Source organism: Xanthomonas euroxanthea (assembly GCF_903989455.1).
Classification (GTDB): Bacteria; Pseudomonadota; Gammaproteobacteria; order Xanthomonadales; family Xanthomonadaceae; genus Xanthomonas; species Xanthomonas euroxanthea.
Window position 1 is genome coordinate 2773379 of sequence record NZ_LR861803.1, and the last position, 19489, is coordinate 2792867.

The 19489-nt window shown below is 67.0% G+C and carries 19 protein-coding genes and 1 tRNA gene; 15 read left to right on the plus strand and 5 right to left on the minus strand.

Going from position 1 to position 19489, the window contains the following annotated elements; translation table 11 throughout:
- Positions 1-70 precede the first annotated feature (70 nt).
- Both H7A86_RS11585 and H7A86_RS11590 read right to left on the minus strand, forming a co-directional pair.
- Complete coding sequence (locus H7A86_RS11585) at positions 71-871, minus strand: amidohydrolase (RefSeq protein WP_119131881.1); 801 nt, start codon at positions 869-871, stop codon at positions 71-73.
- Positions 872-1061: 190 nt separating this feature from the next.
- Positions 1062-2210, minus strand: a complete 1149-nt coding sequence (locus H7A86_RS11590; RefSeq protein ID WP_119131880.1) for a pyridoxal phosphate-dependent aminotransferase — start codon at positions 2208-2210, stop codon at positions 1062-1064.
- 244 nt (positions 2211-2454) lie between these two features.
- Here H7A86_RS11590 and ccmA point away from each other — a divergent pair, with 244 nt between their 5' ends.
- From ccmA to H7A86_RS11645, 11 genes are all read left to right on the plus strand, one after another.
- Positions 2455-3099 (plus strand): heme ABC exporter ATP-binding protein CcmA, encoded by a 645-nt coding sequence (gene ccmA, locus H7A86_RS11595; protein ID WP_104582508.1) that lies wholly within the window; start codon positions 2455-2457, stop codon positions 3097-3099.
- Complete coding sequence (ccmB, locus tag H7A86_RS11600) at positions 3096-3791, plus strand: heme exporter protein CcmB (protein WP_006452115.1); 696 nt, start codon at positions 3096-3098, stop codon at positions 3789-3791. Before ccmA ends, ccmB begins: the two co-directional genes overlap by 4 nt.
- Positions 3792-3885: 94 nt before the next feature.
- Positions 3886-4638, plus strand: a complete 753-nt coding sequence (ccmC, locus tag H7A86_RS11605) for a heme ABC transporter permease CcmC (RefSeq protein WP_115676925.1) — start codon at positions 3886-3888, stop codon at positions 4636-4638.
- A complete protein-coding gene (locus H7A86_RS11610; RefSeq protein WP_033483498.1) occupies positions 4635-4805 on the plus strand; it encodes a heme exporter protein CcmD in 171 nt (56 codons plus the stop codon). The genes ccmC and H7A86_RS11610 overlap by 4 nt, the downstream gene beginning before the upstream one ends.
- On the plus strand, positions 4802-5272 hold the full coding sequence (gene ccmE / locus H7A86_RS11615; RefSeq protein WP_104582505.1) for a cytochrome c maturation protein CcmE: 471 nt from the start codon (positions 4802-4804) through the stop codon (positions 5270-5272). The genes H7A86_RS11610 and ccmE overlap by 4 nt, the downstream gene beginning before the upstream one ends.
- Positions 5273-5443: 171 nt before the next feature.
- Complete coding sequence (locus H7A86_RS11620) at positions 5444-7381, plus strand: heme lyase CcmF/NrfE family subunit (protein WP_119131879.1); 1938 nt, start codon at positions 5444-5446, stop codon at positions 7379-7381.
- On the plus strand, positions 7374-7976 hold the full coding sequence (locus tag H7A86_RS11625) for a DsbE family thiol:disulfide interchange protein (protein WP_119131878.1): 603 nt from the start codon (positions 7374-7376) through the stop codon (positions 7974-7976). The genes H7A86_RS11620 and H7A86_RS11625 overlap by 8 nt, the downstream gene beginning before the upstream one ends.
- Positions 7973-8407, plus strand: coding sequence for a cytochrome c-type biogenesis protein (locus tag H7A86_RS11630; RefSeq protein ID WP_180707863.1), 435 nt, complete (start codon positions 7973-7975; stop codon positions 8405-8407). The genes H7A86_RS11625 and H7A86_RS11630 overlap by 4 nt, the downstream gene beginning before the upstream one ends.
- Positions 8407-9429: a tetratricopeptide repeat protein gene (locus H7A86_RS11635; RefSeq protein WP_180707864.1), complete on the plus strand. Its 1023-nt coding sequence runs from the start codon at positions 8407-8409 to the stop codon at positions 9427-9429. Before H7A86_RS11630 ends, H7A86_RS11635 begins: the two co-directional genes overlap by 1 nt.
- Positions 9430-10170: 741 nt before the next feature.
- Positions 10171-11373 carry a homoserine O-acetyltransferase MetX gene (metX, locus tag H7A86_RS11640; RefSeq protein WP_119128692.1) on the plus strand — a complete coding sequence of 401 codons (1203 nt, stop codon included), beginning with the start codon at positions 10171-10173 and terminating at the stop codon, positions 11371-11373.
- Complete coding sequence (locus H7A86_RS11645) at positions 11367-11807, plus strand: DUF1294 domain-containing protein (RefSeq protein WP_232099086.1); 441 nt, start codon at positions 11367-11369, stop codon at positions 11805-11807. The genes metX and H7A86_RS11645 overlap by 7 nt, the downstream gene beginning before the upstream one ends.
- Before the next feature lie 66 nt (positions 11808-11873).
- Here H7A86_RS11645 and H7A86_RS11650 read toward each other — a convergent pair whose 3' ends face one another.
- The 3 genes from H7A86_RS11650 to cydD form a co-directional block, all read right to left on the minus strand.
- Positions 11874-12641 carry an energy transducer TonB gene (locus tag H7A86_RS11650; protein WP_147421322.1) on the minus strand — a complete coding sequence of 256 codons (768 nt, stop codon included), beginning with the start codon at positions 12639-12641 and terminating at the stop codon, positions 11874-11876.
- 63 nt (positions 12642-12704) lie between these two features.
- Positions 12705-14381, minus strand: coding sequence for a thiol reductant ABC exporter subunit CydC (gene cydC / locus H7A86_RS11655; RefSeq protein ID WP_119131467.1), 1677 nt, complete (start codon positions 14379-14381; stop codon positions 12705-12707).
- Complete coding sequence (gene cydD, locus H7A86_RS11660) at positions 14378-16162, minus strand: thiol reductant ABC exporter subunit CydD (protein ID WP_119131466.1); 1785 nt, start codon at positions 16160-16162, stop codon at positions 14378-14380. Before cydD ends, cydC begins: the two co-directional genes overlap by 4 nt.
- A gap of 109 nt (positions 16163-16271) precedes the next feature.
- On the opposite strand from cydD, the gene H7A86_RS11665 reads away from it, so the two are divergent.
- The 4 genes from H7A86_RS11665 (at position 16272) to H7A86_RS11680 (ending at position 19396) form a co-directional block, all read left to right on the plus strand.
- Entirely contained in the window at positions 16272-17894 is a 1623-nt protein-coding gene (locus H7A86_RS11665) for a cytochrome ubiquinol oxidase subunit I (RefSeq protein WP_104586081.1), read from the plus strand.
- Positions 17895-17909: 15 nt separating this feature from the next.
- Positions 17910-19061 carry a cytochrome d ubiquinol oxidase subunit II gene (gene cydB / locus H7A86_RS11670; RefSeq protein WP_104586060.1) on the plus strand — a complete coding sequence of 384 codons (1152 nt, stop codon included), beginning with the start codon at positions 17910-17912 and terminating at the stop codon, positions 19059-19061.
- Positions 19062-19147: 86 nt separating this feature from the next.
- Positions 19148-19258: a cytochrome bd-I oxidase subunit CydX gene (cydX, locus tag H7A86_RS11675; RefSeq protein ID WP_016903201.1), complete on the plus strand. Its 111-nt coding sequence runs from the start codon at positions 19148-19150 to the stop codon at positions 19256-19258.
- 61 nt (positions 19259-19319) lie between these two features.
- Positions 19320-19396, plus strand: a tRNA-Pro gene (locus H7A86_RS11680).
- Positions 19397-19489: the final 93 nt, after the last annotated feature.

A 19489-nucleotide genomic window follows, 5' to 3' on the forward strand; every position in this document is an offset into this window, starting at 1 on the left:
GGGATTCGCAACAGCGGGCAAACGGATAGCTGTGCCTTGCCTGCTTGCACCAATCCCCAATCCCTAATTCCTAATCCCGAATCACAAATTCATCGGCATCCAGCATCGCGGGAAAACGTGCGCGATGTTCGGCCAGGGCGGCAGCGCTGAGCGTGGTGGTGACCACTTGCGGCTGCTCGCGGATTTCCACCTGCGGCTGGCCGAGGAAATCGATCACCGCGCTGTCGCCGGCGTAGTGCAGCTGATTGCCATCGACGCCGACGCGGTTGACCGCCGCCACGAAGCACAGGTTCTCGATCGCACGTGCGCGCAGCAGCGTCTTCCAGGCATAGGCGCGCGCGGATGGCCAGTTGGCAACGAACAGCTGCAGATCGAAATCCAGCTGGCCCGGCCGCTCGACATCGAAGCGATTGCGGCAGAACACCGGAAAGCGCAGGTCGTAGCAGACCTGCGGATTGATCCGCCAGCCCTTCCACTCCACCGTCAGGCGATCGCGCCCGGCCGCGTAACGCAGGTGCTCGTTGCCGAAGCGGAACAGATGGCGCTTGTCGTAGGACTGCAGCGCCCCGTCGGGCGTGGCCCACAGCAGCCGGTTGAACACGCCCTGCCCGGTGCGTAGCTGCACGCTGCCGGTGACCGCCGCCCCCAGCCGCGCGGCCTGCGCACGCAGCCAGGCCACGGTCGGCCCGTCCATGTCCTCGGCCTTGTCGATGGCGTCGTTGGAGAACCCGCTGGTGAAGGTCTCCGGCAGGATCACCAGATCGGTCTGCCCGGCCAAGGGCTCCAGCAAGGCACCGTAATAGTCGCGATTGCCGGCCGGGTCATGCCAGCGGGTGTCGCCTTGGACAAGCGAGATGCGGAGGTCGTGCATGCTGAGGCTCGGGAATGGAGAATCGGGAATAGGGAATAGGGAATAGGGAATAGGGAATAGGGAATAGGGAATAGGGAATCGGACAGCGGTTTGGTGAGGGCGTTACGGCATCGGGCCAAGTGCAGATTCAGATCAAAAGCGACCAACCGCTCTTACGATTCCCGAATCCCCACTCCCGATTCCCAGCTCGTCAGAGCTGCTGCAACCGCGCGATCGCCGCCTCCAGCGTTGCATCGTTCTTGGCAAAGCATAGCCGGGCCAGCCGTTGTCCTTGCGGCGCCGTCTGGTAGAACGGCGACAGCGGAATTGCGGCCACGCCCTTCTCCACCGTCAGCCACTTCACGAACTCGGTGTCAGGCAGGTCGCTGACCGCCGAATAGTCCACCAGCTGGAAATAGCCGCCGGGCACCGGCAACGGCTGCAGGCGCGTGGTCAGCAACTGCTCGCGGAAACGGTCGCGCTTGGCCTGGTAGAACGCGCCGAGTTGCTCGTCGTGTTCGGGTTCGTCGCGGATCATCGCGGCAAATGCGTGCTGGGCCGGCCCGAAGCTGGTGAAGGTGTTGTACTGGTGCACCTTGCGGAACTCGGCGCTCAATGCCGGCGGCGCGATGGCGTAGCCGATCTTCCAGCCTGTGCAGTGATAGGTCTTGCCGAAGCTGGAAATCACGAACGCACGCTCGCGCAATTCCGGCCAGCGCAGCACCGATTCGTGGCGGCGGCCATCGAACACGATGTGTTCGTACACCTCGTCCGAGAGCAGGAAGATGTCGCTGCCGCGCAGCAGCTCGGTCAGGGTCTGCATGTCGTCGGCAGACAGCATCGCGCCGGAGGGATTGTGCGGCGAGTTGATCATCAGCAGGCGCGTCTTCGGCGTGATCGCCGCGCGTAGCGCCGGCCAGTCGACGGCGAAGGTCTGCGGGTCCAGCGCCACGTGCACCGCGCGCGCGCCGGCCAGGTCGATCGCCGGCTCGTAGCAGTCGTAGGCCGGGTCCAGCACGATGACCTCCTCGCCGGCACGCACCACCGCGTGGATGGCGTTGAAGATCGCCTCGGTGGCACCGCTGGTGACGGTGATCTCGCTGTCGGCATCGACCTGCGCGCCGTAGCAGCGCTGCGCCTTGCCGGCGATGGCCTGGCGCAGGACCGCCACGCCGGTCATAGGCGGGTATTGGTTGTGGCCGGCCGCCATGGCCCTGGTCAGTTCATCGACCAACCGCGACGGCACCGCGAAATCGGGAAAACCCTGGCCCAGATTCACCGCGCCGTGTTCGGCCGCCAACTGCGACATGACGGTGAAGATGGTGGTGCCCACCTTGGGCAGCTTGGTCGTGAGGGGCATCGGGCCTGTCCGGGCAGCAAACGGGGGACCGCGAGTGTACGCAAAGCCGCCAGGCGGTTGCGTCCGGGCGATGCAAAACAGCGTTCCCGGACACATCACGCCGCCCGATGCGCCCCGGCAGCGGGCCATCGTCGCTACAATGCGCGCCCTGCCTCACAGCGTGTCGTGCCAGCTGCTTCCCCGCGATGGCACGACACCCGCTCGCCCACCCCATGCCGTCCTGCGACGGGAGCCCGCTGCGCCGATGATCGAACCGCTGCACACTGCGCCACCGCTGCTGGCGGCGCGCGCGCTGGCTTTCAGCCGCAACGAGGAGCCGGTGTTCGGCCCGCTGGATTTCCATGTCGATGCCGGCGAAGCGCTGCTGGTGCAGGGCGACAACGGCGCCGGCAAGACCACGCTGCTGCGGGTGCTGGCCGGGCTGCTGCATGTGGAGCGGGGGCAGATCCAGATCGACGGCAAGACTGCGCGGCGCGGCGATCGCAGCCGCTTCATGGCCTATCTGGGCCATTTGCCGGGCCTGAAGGCCGATCTCAGCACGCTGGAGAACCTGCACTTCCTGTGCGGCCTGCATGGCCGCCGCGCCAAGCAGATGCCTGGCAGCGCGCTGGCCATCGTCGGCCTGGCCGGCTACGAAGACGCATTGGTGCGGCAGCTGTCGGCCGGCCAGCGCAAACGCCTGGCGCTGGCGCGGCTGTGGTTGTCGCCGGCCCCGCTGTGGCTGCTGGACGAGCCCTATGCCAACCTGGACCTGGACGGCATCACCCTGGTCAACCGGATGATCTCCGCGCACCTGCGCGGTGGCGGCGCGGCGCTGGTCACCACCCACGGTGCCTACGCGGCGCCGCCGGTGCGCACGCGCATGCTCACGCTGGAGACGGCGGCATGAGCCTGCATTCGCCACAACCGTCGCTGTGGCAGGCCGCGCGTGCATTGCTCAGCCGCGACCTGCAGCTGCTGTGGCGCCGTCGCAGCGATGCCTTGCAGCCGGCGTTGTTCGCCCTGCTGATCGTGGTGTTGTTCGCGCTGGGCCTGGGCGGGCGCCCCGACCTGCTGGCGCAGGCCGCGCCGGCGGTGCTGTGGCTGTCGGTGCTGCTGGCCGGCCTGCTGTCGCTGGATGCGCTGTTCCGCAGCGATGTGGAAGACGGCTCGATGGAGCAATGGCTGCTGGCACCGGTGCCATTGGCGTGGCTGATCGCGGTGCGCGTGCTGCTGCACTGGGCCACCAGCGCGCTGCCGTTGATCGCGGTGACCCCGCTGCTGGGCGAATTGCTGCACCTGCCACATGACCAGCTACCGGTACTGCTGGCATCGTTGGCACTGGGTACACCGCTTCTGAGTCTGCTTGGCGCCGTGGTCGCGGCGCTGACGGTGACGATGAAACGCTCTGGTATTCTCGTGGCGTTGCTGGCGTTGCCGTTGTACGTACCGGTGCTGGTGTTCGGTGCCGGCAGCGTGGCGGCCAGCGGCCAGGGCCAGGATGCGGTGGGTGCGTTGTTGTTGCTGGGCGCCGGGCTGGTGATCGGCGTGGTGCTGGCACCGCTGGCTGCGGCTGCCGCGATCCGGATTTCGTTGAGTTGAGCCGTGCGGTCGATGCGCTGTCGATAAGACGCTCCACTCACTGCGTTGTTGCTGTTTCGAGAGCCAATGCCATTCCAAAGGCCGTTGCCATCGCATGAACGTCGTCGTCCGCTGGTTCCATCAACTCGCCTCGCCCCCGACCTTCGACCGTTTCACTGCGCGCTGGGCGCCGTGGTGCCACGCGCTGGCCGCGGTGTTGCTGGGCGCGGGCATCTGGCAGGCCTTGTTTGCGGTGCCGGCCGACTACCAGCAGGGCGACAGCTTTCGCATTCTGTATATCCATGTGCCAAGCGCGTGGATGAGCCTGTTCGTGTTCGGGTTGATGGCGGTATACGCGGCGATCGCGCTGATCTGGCGCATCAAGATCTGCGAGATCCTGGCAATGGCCTGCGCGCCGATCGGCGCGGCGTTCACCGTGATCACCCTGCTGACCGGCAGCATCTGGGGCAAGCCGATGTGGGGCGCCTGGTGGGATTGGGACCCGCGCCTGACCACCGAGCTGATCCTGCTGTTCCTGTATCTGGGCGTGATCGGCCTGTACCAGGCCATCGACGATCGCCGTCAGGCCGCACGCGCGGCCGCCTTGCTGGCGATCGTCGGCGTGGCGTTGCTGCCGGTGATCCGCTATTCGGTGGTGTGGTGGAACTCGCTGCATCAGGGCCAGAGCATTCGTCTGCTCGGCCCTTCCACCATCGATGCGAGCATGCTGCTGCCGCTGTGGCTGATGGTGATCGGCACCAAGTTCTGGTTCGCCGGTTCGCTGCTGACGCGTGCGCGCGCCGACAACCTGCGCCGCGAAGCCGGCAAGGCCTGGATCGTGCGCGACGCGCCGGAGGGCGCGGCATGAGCTACCTGCCCTACGTCATCGCCGCCTACGCGGTGTTCGTGCTGGTGCTGCTATGGGACCTGATCGCCGGCCGCTGGCAGGTGCGTCGCGCGTTGAAGATCGCGCAGGCGCGGCGCCTGCGCGAGCGCAAGCGCGCGGTGCCCAGCGATGCGGAGCTGATCCGGTGAACCCGCAACGGCGCCGCCGGATCTGGCTGGTGATTGCGCTGGTACTGGCCGGCGGCCTGGCGACCACGCTGGTGGCAATGGCACTGCAGCGCAACGTGGCCTATCTGTACACACCGTCGGAAGTGCTGCGCGGCGACGCCGGCGAGCACGCGCGCTTCCGGCTCGGCGGCATGGTGGAGAAAGGCTCGTTCCAGCGCGCCTCCGGTTCGTTGGAAGCGCAGTTCCGCGTCACCGATGGCGATGCGCAGTTGCCGGTCCGCTACGACCGCATCCTGCCGGACCTGTTTCGCGAGGGACAGGCGGTGGTGGCGACCGGTCGCATGCAGCACGGCGTGTTCGTGGCCGAAGAGATCCTGGCCAAGCACGACGAGACCTATATGCCGAAGGAAGTCGCCGACAAGATGGGCAGCGCGCACCGCAAGCACGATGTGCCGGCGGCCGCGGACCAGGCCGGAGCGCTGCGGTGACGTCAGGCATCACGACGTTCGCGTTGCTGCACGGTGTTGGCGTGCAAGGTGCTTGCGCGGCCGACGCCGTCGCTGCGCGCAGGCAGGCGCAGGCAGATGCTGCATGGATGCCGCCTCTGCCTTGCGCCCGCACTCGTTGCCCCACTGCATGCTCACCAATGCGCCGACCCGATGCTGCCTGAGCTCGGTACCTTCCTGCTGATTCTGGCGTTGCTGGTGGCCCTGCTGCAGGCCGCGTTGCCGCTGGCCGGTGCGCAGCGCGGACGCAGCAGCTGGATGGCAGTGGCGCGGCCAGCCGCGTTGGTGCAGCTGGGCCTGATTGCGGCGGCCTTCGCGCTGCTGACGCATGCATTCCTGGTGCAGGATTTTTCGGTGCGCTACGTCGCCGAGAATTCCAACAGCCTGCTGCCGGTGATGTATCGCTATTCGGCGGTGTGGGGCGCGCACGAAGGTTCATTGCTGCTGTGGACGCTGGTGCTGGCGCTGTGGACCGGTGCGGTGGCGTTGTGGTCGCGGCAGCTGCCCGCGCACGTCATCGCGCGCGTGCTCGGGGTGATGGCCCTGGTCAGCATCGGCTTCCTGGCCTTTTTGCTGTTCACCTCCAACCCGTTCGCGCGCTTGTTGCCGGTGCCGCTGGAAGGCGCCGACCTCAATCCGCTGTTGCAGGACCCGGGGCTGATCATCCATCCGCCGATGTTGTACTGCGGCTATGTCGGCTTTGCGGTGCCATTCGCCTTCGCCATCGCCGCGTTGCTGGAAGGCCGCATGGATGCGCGCTGGCTGCGCTGGACGCGGCCATGGACCAATGTGGCCTGGGCGATGCTCACCGTCGGCATCGCGCTCGGCAGCTGGTGGGCGTATTACGAGCTGGGCTGGGGTGGCTGGTGGTTCTGGGACCCGGTCGAAAACGCCAGTTTCATGCCGTGGCTGGTGGGCACCGCGTTGCTGCATTCGCAGGCGGTCACCGAAAAGCGCGGCAGCTTCGCCAGCTGGACCTTGCTGCTGGCGATCGCCGCGTTTTCGCTATCGCTGCTGGGCACCTTCCTGGTGCGCTCGGGCGTGCTGACCAGCGTGCATGCGTTTGCGGCCGATCCCTCGCGCGGCCTGTTCATCCTGGTGTTCCTGCTGGCGGTGGTCGGTGGCTCGCTGGTGCTGTACGCGATCCGCGCGCCCCGCCTGTCGCTGGTCGATGATCCGCGCCGCGCCTTTGCCGGCAGCTCGCGCGAAACCTTGTTGCTGTTGAACAACCTGTTGCTCACCTGCGCCTGCGCGATGGTGTTGCTGGGCACGCTGTATCCGCTGCTCGCCGACGCCTTGGGCCTGGGCAAGCTGTCGGTCGGCCCGCCCTACTTCGGCACCTTGTTCGTGGTGCTGATGGCGCCGTTGGTGGCGCTGCTGCCGTTCGGTCCGCTGACCCGCTGGCAGCGCGAGCAGGCCTCGCGCCCGTTGGCGATGCTCGCGCCCTGGGCCGGACTGGCGGTTGCCGCAGGCGTATTGGCCTGGTTCGCCGCGCCGCAGGGGCAGTGGAAGGCGGCGATCGGCGTGGCCGGCGCGGCCTGGGTGCTGTTGGGCACGCTGCGCTTTTTGTGGACACGGCGCGCCGCCAAGGGCCGTCAATTCACCGCCGAAATGCTGGGCATGGTGCTGGCCCACCTGGGCGTGGCGGTCTTCCTGGCCGGTGCGTTGCTGGTGGAATCGCTGAGCCTGCAGCGCGAGGTCGCGTTGGCGCCCGGGCAGCAGATGCAGATCGGCCGCTATGCGCTGCACTTTGATGACGTCGAAGAACTGCGCGGGCCCAATTACGTCTCCGACCGTGCCAACCTGCAGGTGTTCGAGGATGATGTGCCGGTCGGCCTGCTGCATGCGGAAAAACGCCGCTACGCCAGCGGCGGGCAGACCCTGACCGAGGCGGCGATCCGCCCCGGCCCGTTCGGCGACCTGTATGTCGCCCTTGGCGAACCGCTGGGCAATCAGGCCTGGGCGGTCCGCGTCCACCTCAAACCGTTCGTCCGCTGGATCTGGCTGGGAGCGCTGCTGATGGCGCTCGGCGGCCTGGTTACCGCGGCCGACCGGCGTTTTCGTCGTTCTCCGGAGATCCAAGATGGCTGAGTCACGTTCACCCCGCCTGCCCACTGCGGTTCTGGTGGGTGCCATCGTGCTGCTGCTCGCACTGGCAGCGCTGCTGGTCTATGCGGTGGTGCGCTCCGGTCAGGACGATCGCGATGCCCTGCCCTCTGCGCTGATCGGCAAGCCTGCGCCGGAGTTCGCGCTGCCGCTGCTGCACGACCCCAGCATCGTGGTGCACGCGCGCGAACTACGCGGCGCACCGTACATCATCAATGTGTGGGGCAGCTGGTGCCCGGCCTGCCGCGAGGAGCATCCGGTATTGAGCCGCTTTGCGCTGACCAAGCGCGTGCGCGTGATCGGCTACAACTGGAAGGACGAGCGCACCGATGCACTGCGCTGGCTCGAACAACTGGGCAACCCGTACCTGCTGGTGGTGGCCGACAAGGATGGCCGCACCGCGATCGACTTCGGCATCGCCGCGGCGCCGGAGACCTTTCTGGTCGACGGGCGCGGCGTGGTGCGCTGGAAGTACAGCGGCATGCTCACCCAATCCATCATCGACACGCAGCTGATTCCGGTGCTGAGCAAGATCGAGCGCTCGCCCAGTGCCGCACCGGACCTGCACGCCACGCAATGATGCGCGCCTGGCTGCTGACGCTGCTGCTGTTGCCCTGGCTGGCGCTGGCCCAGCCGGTCGGCGACCCGGCGCCGCTGCGCTATGCCTCGGCCGAGGAAGAGGCACGCTTCCATACCCTCACCGCCGAGCTGCGCTGCGTGCAGTGCCAGAACCAGTCGCTGGCCGACTCCAATGCGCAGATCGCCCAGGACCTGCGCCGCGAAGTACTGGCGCTGATGCACGAAGGCCGCAGCGATGCGCAGATCCGCCAGTTCCTGGTCGCGCGCTATGGCGAGTTCGTGCTGTACCGCCCGCGTGTGGAATCGCGGACCTGGCTGTTGTGGTTCGGTCCGCTGCTGGCGCTGTTGATCGGCGGTGGCGCCGTCGCGTTGGTGGTGCGTCGACGTAGCGTGGCTGCGCCCGCCTTGCCCGCCGATGAGCAGGAGTGGTGATGGTCGGCTTCGTCATTGCCGTGGTGGTGCTGGCCCTGGTCGTTTTCGGCGTGGCGCTGCGGCCGCTGTGGCGCGATGCGCGCGGGCTGACTGCCGGCATCGCGGTGTTGCTGCTGGCCGCGAGCGCGGCGCTGTATTGGCAGGTCGGCACGCCGGGCGCGATCCAGGCACCCGCCGAGCGACCGGCCACGCCACGCTCGCTGGATGAAGCCATCATGCAGCTGCGCGCGGCACTGGCGCGCAATCCCGACCAGGCCGAAGGCTGGGTGTTGCTGGGGCGCTCGCTGTCCAGCCAACAGAAATTTGCCGAAGCGCGCGATGCGTTTGCACGCGCGGTCGCACTGCGTCCGGACGAGCCGGACGTACTGGTGGCTGCCGCGCAGTCGCGCATGCTCGCCGACGACAGCGGGCGCCCGGATCCGCAGGCCATGCGTCTGCTGGAACACGCGCTCAGCGTGCAACCGGACCATCAACGTGCACGCTGGTTCTTGGGTGTGGTGCAACGACAGGCCGGCCAGCCGGCCAGGGCCAGCGAGACCTGGGAGCCATTGCTGCGTGTGGTCGATGCCGCGACCCGCCCCGGCCTGCTCGAACAGATCAATGCCGCGCGACAGGAAGCCAAGCTGGAACCGATCCAGGCACCGGCGGCGCCTGCCCCCCCTACCACCAATGCAGCCAGCGGAAAACGCATCAAGGTGCGGGTGACGCTGGATGCCGAGTTTGCCAAACGCGCCGGAATGCCCGGCGATACCAGCGTCTTCGTCATCGCACGCGCTGCAGACACCCCGATGCCGGTAGCAGTGGAAAGACACACGCTGAGCGAGCTGCCGTTGACTATCACCCTGGACGATGGCGACAGCCCGATGCCGACACGTGCGCTGTCGTCGCTGGACACCGTGCAGGTGTTGGCGCGACTGTCGCGCAGCGGCAACGCGATACGCCAGGCCGATGATGTCGAGAGCGCGCCGGTGATGGTGGAACTGCCCGCCGCCGCGCCAGTGGAGTTGATGATCGGCCGCTGATTGCTCGCCGCATGTCGTTGCGACGCAATCAACGATGACACTGCACCGGAGTGCGTCGGTTGCACTGTTGAAACCCACGCACACCGACTGAAACCCACGCATACCGACCATCTGTGCTGGTCCTTGCCCGCCCACCGTCGCGGGACCCTGAGCGGCATGGATGCCGCGCCGGAGCCTACATGGACGTACTTGCGGCGTGTCCCGCGATGGTGGGCGGGCAAGGGCCTCGCAGCAAACCCGCAGCGTAGAGGGCGCGGTGCCCTCACCGCTTGCGGGACACGCCGTGAACCCGTCCCTGGGGGGTTCGGTGGCGGCATCCATGCCGCCACACGGTCCCGCAACCGGCAAGGACACCGCACCAGACAATTGGTCGGCTCTTTGTTTGAAGAGCTGTTTGTCGCGCGGTGCGCATCAGACGTGGACACGATGCTTCACGATCGAACAAGGCGCATCAGGCGCTGCTCTTAACTATGCGTACCGACCATCTGTACTGGTCCTTGCCCGCTCACCGTCGCGGGACCTTGAGCGGCATGGATGCCGCGCCAGAGCCTACACGGACGTACTTGCGGCGTGTCCTGCGATGGTGGGCGGGCAAGGGCCTTGCAGCCAGGCCACAGGTCCGCCGCTCTGGAGAATGGCATCGCACAGCGCAAGGCCTCAAACCGACTCCCGACTCCCCATTCCCCATTCCCCATTCCCATCCTGCACCCTGGCGTATGCCATGGCAGATAGAATTGCCGCATGACCGAATTCATTCCCCCCGGCACGCTGTTCCACGCGCTGCCCTCGCCGTTTCCGATGAAGCGCGGCGGCGTGTTGCACCAGGCGCACGTGGCCTATGAAACCTGGGGCACGCTGGCGGCCGATCGCAGCAACGCGGTGTTGATCGTCACCGGCTTGTCGCCGAACGCGCATGCTGCGGCAAATCAGGCCAATGCCGAGCCGGGCTGGTGGGAGGCGATGCTGGGGCCAGGCAAGCCGATCGATACCGGGCGCTGGTTCGTGGTCTGCGTCAATTCCCTGGGCAGCTGCAAGGGCTCGACCGGTCCGGCATCGATCAACCCTGCCACCGGCGCGCCGTATCGCCTGAGCTTCCCGGAATTGTCGATCGAAGACGTGGCCGATGCCGCCGCCGACGTGGTGCGCGCATTGGGCATCGCACAGCTCGCCTGCCTGATCGGTAATTCGATGGGCGGCATGACCGCGTTGGCGTTGCTGCTGCGGCACCCGGGTATCGCGCGCAGCCATATCAATATCTCCGGCAGTGCGCAGGCATTGCCGTTCTCGATCGCGATCCGCTCGCTGCAGCGCGAAGCCATCCGCCTGGATCCGCACTGGAACGGCGGCCATTACGACGACACCCGTTACCCGGAATCGGGCATGCGCATGGCGCGCAAGCTTGGCGTGATCACCTATCGCTCGGCGCTGGAATGGGACGGCCGTTTTGGCCGGGTGCGGCTGGATTCCGAGCAGGCTGCCGATGATCCGTTCGGGCTGGAATTCCAGGTCGAAAGTTATCTGGAAGGCCATGCGCGCCGCTTCGTGCGCTTCTTCGATCCCAACTGCTATCTGTATCTGAGCCGCTCGATGGACTGGTTCGACCTGGCCGAGTATGTCGATGACACACCGGCCATCGACACACGTTCTGATGGCACGCAAGCTGGCGGCGCTGCTGTCGCCGCCAAGCCGGACATGGGCGCCTCGACCGACGCCACGGTACTGGCCGGCCTGGCGCAGATCCGCATCGCGCGTGCGCTGGCGATCGGTGCCAATACCGACATCCTGTTCCCGGTGCAGCAACAGGAACAGATCGCCGAAGGCCTGCGTGCCGGCGGTGCCGATGCACGCTTCATCGGGCTGGATTCGCCACAAGGCCACGATGCCTTCCTGGTCGACTTCGCGCGCTTCGGGCCGGCGGTACGCAACTTCCTGGACGCTTGCTGATTTCCAGACCTGCGCAACGGCGGCGTGGCTCGTCGCACCCGCGTGGCCCGTCGCACCCGCATGGCCTGCCGCGCAAGACGCTGGCGCTGCTGTTTCTGGTCGGCATGGCCGCGATGGCGTTTGCAGGTCGCCTGCCAACGCTGCTGGCGCTGTGGTACGCGGCCACCAGCATCGTGGCGATGCTCGCCTACTGGCGCGACAAGCGCGCGGCCCAACGCGGCGGGCAACGCACACCGGAAGCGACCCTGCACCTCATCGCGCTGCTCGGCGGCTGGCCGGGCGCGTTGCTGGCGCAGCAACTGTTCCGGCACAAATCCAGCAAGGCGACCTTCCAGCTACGGTTCTGGATCACCGTCGTGGTGAACGTCGCTGCCTTGTGTTGGGCATGGCAACACCCCACGATGATGGCTGCGTTGGACACATTGCCTGGTTGAGGCAACGCACGCACTCACTGCGACCGAGCGTTGCCCGCATGCATGCGCGGTGCCTTGGTCGGCCGGCTACGACTCGCCCCTGGACAGCAGCTTTACCGGCGAGTCCACCACCACGGTCTGGTCTGCGGTGTCTCCAAGCGCCTGGAGGCACTCCCGCGACAACGCCTGCCGCGGCAACTCCAACGAGCGCTGGTTGTCGAGATCGCGCGGAGTGGTCGGGCCGCCCGACAGCGTGATATTCGTCTGCATGCGAGTGGACACCGGCACATTGTTCAACTGCTCGGGTTTGAAACGCTGCGCCTTGACCCATTGCGCAGCCATTCCCTCCAACCAGCGCGCTCCGCGTGCGTCGGTCGGGCTGTTGATGTGCACCTGCTCGAACGTTGCGCGCCCGTTCGCCAGCACGTTGTAGTCAATTGTCAGCTGCAACGCCGTGGCGGACAGCAGGCCCGGGGGTGGCGCCGATCTGGGCTGGAACTCAACACGCGGCGGCCGGTAAGGACCATTGCCCGCATTGGCGATCGCCAGACTGACTGCATCCTGTTTCGACACCAGACATGCTGCGACCTGCACATAAGTGACCGCCGAGACCGGCCTGCCTTGCTCGGTTGGCGGTGCGAACGTCCAGGCGCTTACGCGACGCTCGATGGATTCCCGCACTTTCTCGTGCAGGCCTTGATCGGCCTGCGCCGAAACGATGGAACCATCGGGACCGACCTCGACCCTGACCTGTGTCATGAACGCCGAAGGCCTGGAGACCTCGGCCACTGCGGCCTGCGTCATGCACGCAGCCGCACAGAGCACTGCCTTCATCCATCCTTGCATGTGCTGCATCATCGATTCCTGTCGAAGTGGTTACCCGATCCTCGCTGATGGCAGCCGCCTGCGCAAGGACCCCTAGGCCAACGGCTCCAGTGCACCGGCGCGCATGCGGTAGCGCCGCTGCACTACACCCTCGGGCACGCTGTCGTGGGTGATCATCACCAGGCTGCGTTCGCCCAGTGCCGCCGATAGATCCAGCAGCAAGGCGTGCGCGGTATCCACGTCCAGGCCGTCGGTGGGTTCGTCCAGCAACAGGATCGCTGCATCGCGCAGCAAGGCTCGCGCCAGCGCCAGCCGGCGCGCCTGGCCGGCCGAGAGCGTGGCGCCGTTTTCACCGACCCAGGTGTCCAGGCCGTTCTGCGCGCTGGCCCAGGCGCGCAGACGCACCTGGTCCAGCACGCTCCACATCGCCGCATCGCTTGCGTCCGCATCGCCGATGGCCAGGTTATCGCGCACCGTGCCGGCAAACACCGGGGCATTCTGCGGCAGCCAGGCGATGCGGCGATGCCAGTGCGTCTGCGCCACGTGGCGCAGGTCGATACCGGCGTAGCGCACCTGCCCGGCCTGCGGGTCCCACAGCCGCAGCAGCACTGCGGACAAGGTGCTCTTGCCGCTGCCGCTGTCGCCGCTGATGGCGATGCGTTCGCCGGGCGCCAGCGTCAGATCGAGCGCCTGCAGCACCGGACGTGCGCTGCCCGGCCATGCAAAGCCGACCTGATCCAGCTGCAGCGTGCCGCTGCGTGGCACCTCCACCGGCTGCGGGGGATCGAGCACCGATGGCGCCTGATCGACGATGGACTGCAGGCGCCTGGCTGCAACGCGTGCGCTCTGCAGCGCCTGCAAGGCGAGCCCGGCGCCGGCCCAGACTTCCAGCAGCGCCATGGTCAGGAACACCAGCCCGGCCGCCATGTCCGCCGCAATCGATCCGCGTTCGGCCGCGCCCAATGCCAGCCACAGCATGCCGGCCAGGCCGAGACCGCCGCAGATTGCATGCAGCAGATTGCCGCCGATCAGCCGGCGGCGCTGCAGGCGATCGCCATCGACCACTGCCGCCGCCGCCGCATCGACCTGATGCAGCCAGGCACCTTGCGCATCCACCGCGGCGAGATCGGCCGCACCTTCCAGGCCCTCGAATGCCTGCGTGCGCAGGGCCGTGCGTTGCCGGGCGCGCAGCTGTTCGCGCTGCGCCCCGCCGCGCGCCACCTGCCACGGCACCACACCACCGATGACCACGCCAAGCACCACCAGCAACAGGCCAGCCGGCGGGTGGATCAGCGCCGCGGCAACCACACCGGCAAGCCAGATGCCGAGCAATGCGCTCAACGGTGCCAGCGCGCGCACGCTCACGCCATCGACCTCGCCGATGTCGGACATCAGCCGCGCCAGCAGATCGCCGGTGCGCGTGGCCGACAAGCGGCCCGGCGCGAGCGGCAACGCGCGGCGGAAGAACCATACGCGCAGATCGCGGGCGATGCGCAGCGTGGCGTCGTGGCCGATCAATTTTTCGCCATAGCGCGAAAAGATGCGCGCGAAGGTCAGCGCACGGATGCCGGCCGAAGGCGAGAAGAAATTGAAACCGGTGCCCATGCCCGCGACACCGGCCAGGGCAGCGGCGGTCAGAAAGCTGCCGGACAGGCCGAGCAGGCCCACGCCGGCCAGCATGGTGACCAGTACCAGCAGGGCCGACAGCAGCAGGCGCCAGGCATGCCGGCGGAACACGGTGCGCAGACGATCGGGCTGTGCGGCGTTCATGGCTGCTCCGATACCACGGTGGCGCCGCGCAGGTCGATCACCGTATCGGCCCACTGCATCACCGCAGCGCTGTGCGTGGCCACCACCACCGCGCGGCCGCGTGCGAACACACCCAGCGTGCGCAGCAACTCCGCTTCGGTGTCCGGGTCGAGAAAGGCGGTGGGTTCGTCCAGCAGCAACAGGTCCGGCTCACGCAGCAACAGCCGTGCCAGGGCCACGCGCCGTGCCTCGCCGCCGGACAGCCCGAAACCGCGTTCGCCGATCACCGTGTCCAGGCCCGCAGGCAACTGCGCAGCGAAGCGCAGCACCTGCGCGGCATCGGCCACCGCGTGCAGGCGCGCAGCGCCGGCCTGTGGGTCGGCCAGGCGCAGGTTGTCGGCGATGCTGCCGTGAAACAGGTACGGCCGCTGCGTGGCATAGCCGATGCGGGCATCCGGACGCAGCACCACGCTGCCTGCCTCCGGCGCAAGCCAGCCGGCCAGCCCCTCGAGCAAGGTGCTCTTGCCGCTACCGCTGGCACCGATCACCGCCACGCGCTGGCCGGGCTGCAAGGTCAGCGAAAAATGCGCGACCACGCTGTGTGGCGCGCCCGGCGGCCGCAGCGCAAGATCATGCGCCTGCAGCAACGGGGCCTGCGTCTGGGCAGGTTCCATCACGCGCAACGGAGGCACCGGCACCCGCACCGTTGCCGACGGTGGCTCGAATCCTTCCAGCAGACGCTCGGCTTCGGCCACCGCCGCCAGGGCATTGGCGCGGTCGTGGTAATGCGCGGCCAGCCGCCGCAATGGCGCAAAGAATTCCGGCGCCAGCAACAGGCAGAACATGCCCGCGCCCAGCGTCGGCAAGCCGTGCAGATTCAACATACCCAGATAGCTCAGGCCGAAGTACAGCGCCACGATCGCCACGCTCACCGAGGCGAAGAACTCCAGCACCGTGGACGACAGGAAGGCGATGCGCAGCACCTTGAGCGAGCGCTCGCGCACGCCTTCTGCCGCGGCGGCAATGCCGCTCAACTCGGCGTTGCCGCGGCCATACACGCGCAGCAAGCCCAAGCCTTTGAGGCGATCGGCGAAGTGCCCGCCCATGCGTGCCAGTTCGCCCAACTGCTCGCGCCCGGCGGCTTCGGCGCCCCAGCCCACCAGCATCATGAAAAACGGAATCAGCGGCGCGGTCAGCAGCAACACCAGGCCCACCACCCAATCGACCGAGAACACCGCGAGCAGGATCAACGGCGGCACCAGCGTCATTTCGGTGCGCGCGAGCTGGTAGCCGACGAAGTAGCCCTCCAGCGCATCGGTGTGCGCCAGGCTCAGCTCGCCCAGTTCGCCGCTGCGTTGCCGGCGCAACCACACTGGCCCGTGCTGCACCAGGCGCCGCGCGATGCGGGCGCGCAGCTCGCGCTTGGCCACATCGGCCACCTCGCCGGTCAGCGACTGCGCCCAGGCATTGAGCATCGCCCGCCCCACCAGCGCACAGACCAGCCCCGCGCCCACGTCGCGCAGCTGCGTCAGCGCCAGATGCTGCACCAGCACGGCCTGCAGCAACCAGGCGATCGCCGCCGCCTGCGCCAGCAGCAGCACGCCGGACACCGCCACCGCCACGCCGGCCAGGCGCCGCGCACGCGTGGCCGGGGCTGCCAGTGCATCCAGCCACCGGCCGCGTTGGCGGCGCTGGGCTGGCGTTTCGCTGGCTCGCACGCTGGGCTGGCTCACATCGCTCTCTGGGAAGACATCGTGTTGCAGGCGATTGTAAGGCGCCACCTCCCGCTCCGGGCTGCGCATTGTGCCGCACCCGTCCGCCCCGGCATTGATCTGGATCAACGCGCATGTTGCGGCAAGCGCAGATGATCGGCTGCATTCCTTCATCGACACCCAACCAGGCCCACCCGCCATGATCGACTCGACAGTTGTTGAACTGTCGCGGCTGCAGTTCGCAGTCACCGCGATGTACCACTTCATCTTTCCGCCGCTGACCATGGGCCTGTCGTTCCTGCTCGGCATCATGGAGAGCGTCTATGTGATGACCGGCAAGGAGATCTGGCGGCGCATGACCATGTTCTGGGGCGTGCTGTTCGGCATCAACTTCGCCATGGGCGTGGGTACCGGCATCGTGATGGAGTTCGAGTTCGGCATGAACTGGTCGTACTACAGCCATTACGTCGGCGACATCTTCGGCGCACCGCTGGCGATCGAGGGCCTGATGGCGTTCTTCCTGGAAGCGACCTTCCTGGGCCTGTTCTTTCTCGGCTGGAACCGGCTGAGCAAGGTGCAGCATCTGGCCACCACCTGGCTGGTGGCACTCGGCAGCAACTTCTCCGCGTTGTGGATCCTGATCGCCAACGGCTGGATGCAGAACCCGACCGGCGCGGTGTTCAACCCGGACACCATGCGCATGGAAGTGGTCGATTTCATGGCGGTGCTGTTCAACCCGGTGGCGCAGGCCAAGTTCGTGCACACCGTCAGCGCCGGCTACGTGCTCGGTGCGGTGTTCGTGATGTCCATCAGCGCGTTCTACCTGCTGCGCGGCAAGCATGTGGAGATGGCACGGCGTTCGTTCGCGGTGGCTGCCGCGTTCGGCCTGTTGTCGTCGCTGTCGGTGGTGGTGCTCGGCGATGAGAGCGGCTATGCCGCCAACGAACATCAGAAGATGAAGCTGGCCGCGATCGAGGCCATGTGGGAGACCGAAGCCGCGCCGGCCGACTTCACCGCGTTCGGCATTCCCAACCAGCAGACCCATCGCAACGACTACGCGATCAAGATTCCGTATCTGATGGGGTTGATCGCAACACGTTCGCTGGACCAGCCGATCCCCGGCATCCTGGAACTGGTTGGCCGTGCCGAACACCGTATCCGCGGGGGCCAGATCGCCTACGGCGCGCTGGAGCGCATCCGCGCCAACAAGGACGATGCCCAGGCACGCCAGGTCTTCAATGCGCATTGGCAGGATCTGGGCCACGGCCTGCTGCTCAAGCGCTATCGCGACGACATCGGCAATGCCACGCCGCAGCAGATCGCCCAGGCCGCCATGGACACGGTGCCGCGGGTACTGCCGTTGTTCTGGACCTTCCGCATCATGGCCGCCATCGGCATCTACCTGATTGCGTTCTTCGCCATTGCGTTCTGGTTCGCCTGCAAGCACAACTTCCAGGACAAACGCTGGTTCCTGACGGTGGCGCTGTGGACCTTGCCGCTGCCGTGGATCGCGATCGAGTGCGGCTGGTTCGTGGCCGAGTACGGCCGCCAGCCGTGGGCGGTGGAAGGCGTACTGCCGACCTTCTATGCCGCCTCGGGACTGGACCTGTACGAAATCGTGTTGACCCTGGTCGGCTTCACCGCGCTGTACACCACGCTGCTGGTGATCGCGATCAAGCTGTCGCTGAAGACGATCCGCAAGGGCCCGGATGCGCTGTTCCCGCCGACGCACCGCACCCCGGCACCGCACAACGACTCGCCCCACGCGTCATCACCCAACGCCCCACTGAGCACCGGCGCGCTGGCCGGCGGCGCACCGTAAGCCAGGAGAGACACCATGGATTTCATCTTGCTCGACTACACCACACTGCGCGTGATCTGGTGGCTGTTGCTTGGCGTATTGCTGTCCGGTTACGCGGTGATGGGCGGCTTCGACCTGGGCGTCAGCACCTTGCTGCCGCTGGTTGCCCGCAACGATGCCGAACGGCGGCTGGTGATCAACACCATCGGCCCGGTCTGGGAAGGCAACCAGGTGTGGCTGATCCTGGGCGGCGGCGCGATCTTCGCCGCATTCCCGCCGCTGTATGCGGTGAGTTTTTCCGGCTTCTACCTGGCGATGTTCCTGATCCTGTTCGCACTGATCCTGCGGCCGGTCGGCTTCAAGTTCCGCGGCAAGCTGGTCGACCAGCGCTGGCGCAACAACTGGGACTGGGCGTTGTTCGTCGGCGGCTGCATTCCGGCACTGATCATGGGCGTGGCGGTCGGCAACGTGCTGCTCGGTGTGCCGTTCCACTTCGACGACAGCATGCGCATCTTCTACACCGGCAACCTGTTCGGACTGCTGACACCGTTCGCGCTGCTCGCCGGCCTGCTCAGCGTGGCCATGCTGATGGCGCACGGCGCAGCGATGCTGGTGCTCAAGACCGACGGACCGGTGGCCGCGCGCGCCGCGCGTTTCGGCAGCATCGCCGCGCTCGGCGCGGTGGCGTTGTTTGCGGCCGCCGGTGCGTGGGTGGCGCTGGGTCTGCCGGGGTATGCAGTGACCTCGGTGCTGGCCACCGATGCGCCGACCAATCCACTGGCCAAGACCGCCGCACTCACCGCGGCCGGCGGCTGGCTGCACAACTACAGCAGCATGCCGGCCACCTTGATCGCACCGCTGGTCGGCCTGATCGGGCTTGCGATGAATGCGCTGCTGTTGCGCGTACGTCGTGGCGGCCTGGCGTTCATCGCGTCGGGTTGCGCCATCGTCGGCATCGTCTTCACCGTCGGCTTTGCGTTGTTCCCGTTCCTGCTGCCCTCGTCCACCGCACCGAGCGCAAGCCTGACGCTGTGGGATGCCTCCAGCAGCCGCCTGACGCTGTGGATCATGCTGCTGGCGACCACGCTGTTCATGCCGATCGTGCTGGCCTATACGAGCTGGGTCTATCGCGTGCTCAAGGGCAAGGTCACCGCCGACGAACTGTCGGCCAATCCAAACGCCTACTGAGCAAGCCCCGCTGCGCTGCTGCGCGCATGGCGCCCGCGGCGGGCCTTCAACGTCTCACGTATTTCAACGACTCAAGGAGAATGACAATGTGGTATTTCGCCTGGATCCTCGGCACCGGTCTGGCCGCACTGGCTGCGGTGCTCAACGGCATGTGGTTCGAAGCACGCGAGCCCGAGCGTGGCCAGCCGCATCGGTAAAAAATATTTTCGATAGATGCTTGCCGATCTGGCATTCCCTATGTAACATACGCGGCTCCTTCGGGGTGTAGCTCAGTCTGGTAGAGCGCTACGTTCGGGACGTAGAGGTCGCAGGTTCGAATCCTGTCTCCCCGACCAGTTTCAAAACACAAAACCGGCCTCGTGCCGGTTTTGTGTTTTCAGGCGCTGGCGCATGCAGGTGCGCAGTGCGGATGGTCTGTCATGTCTGTT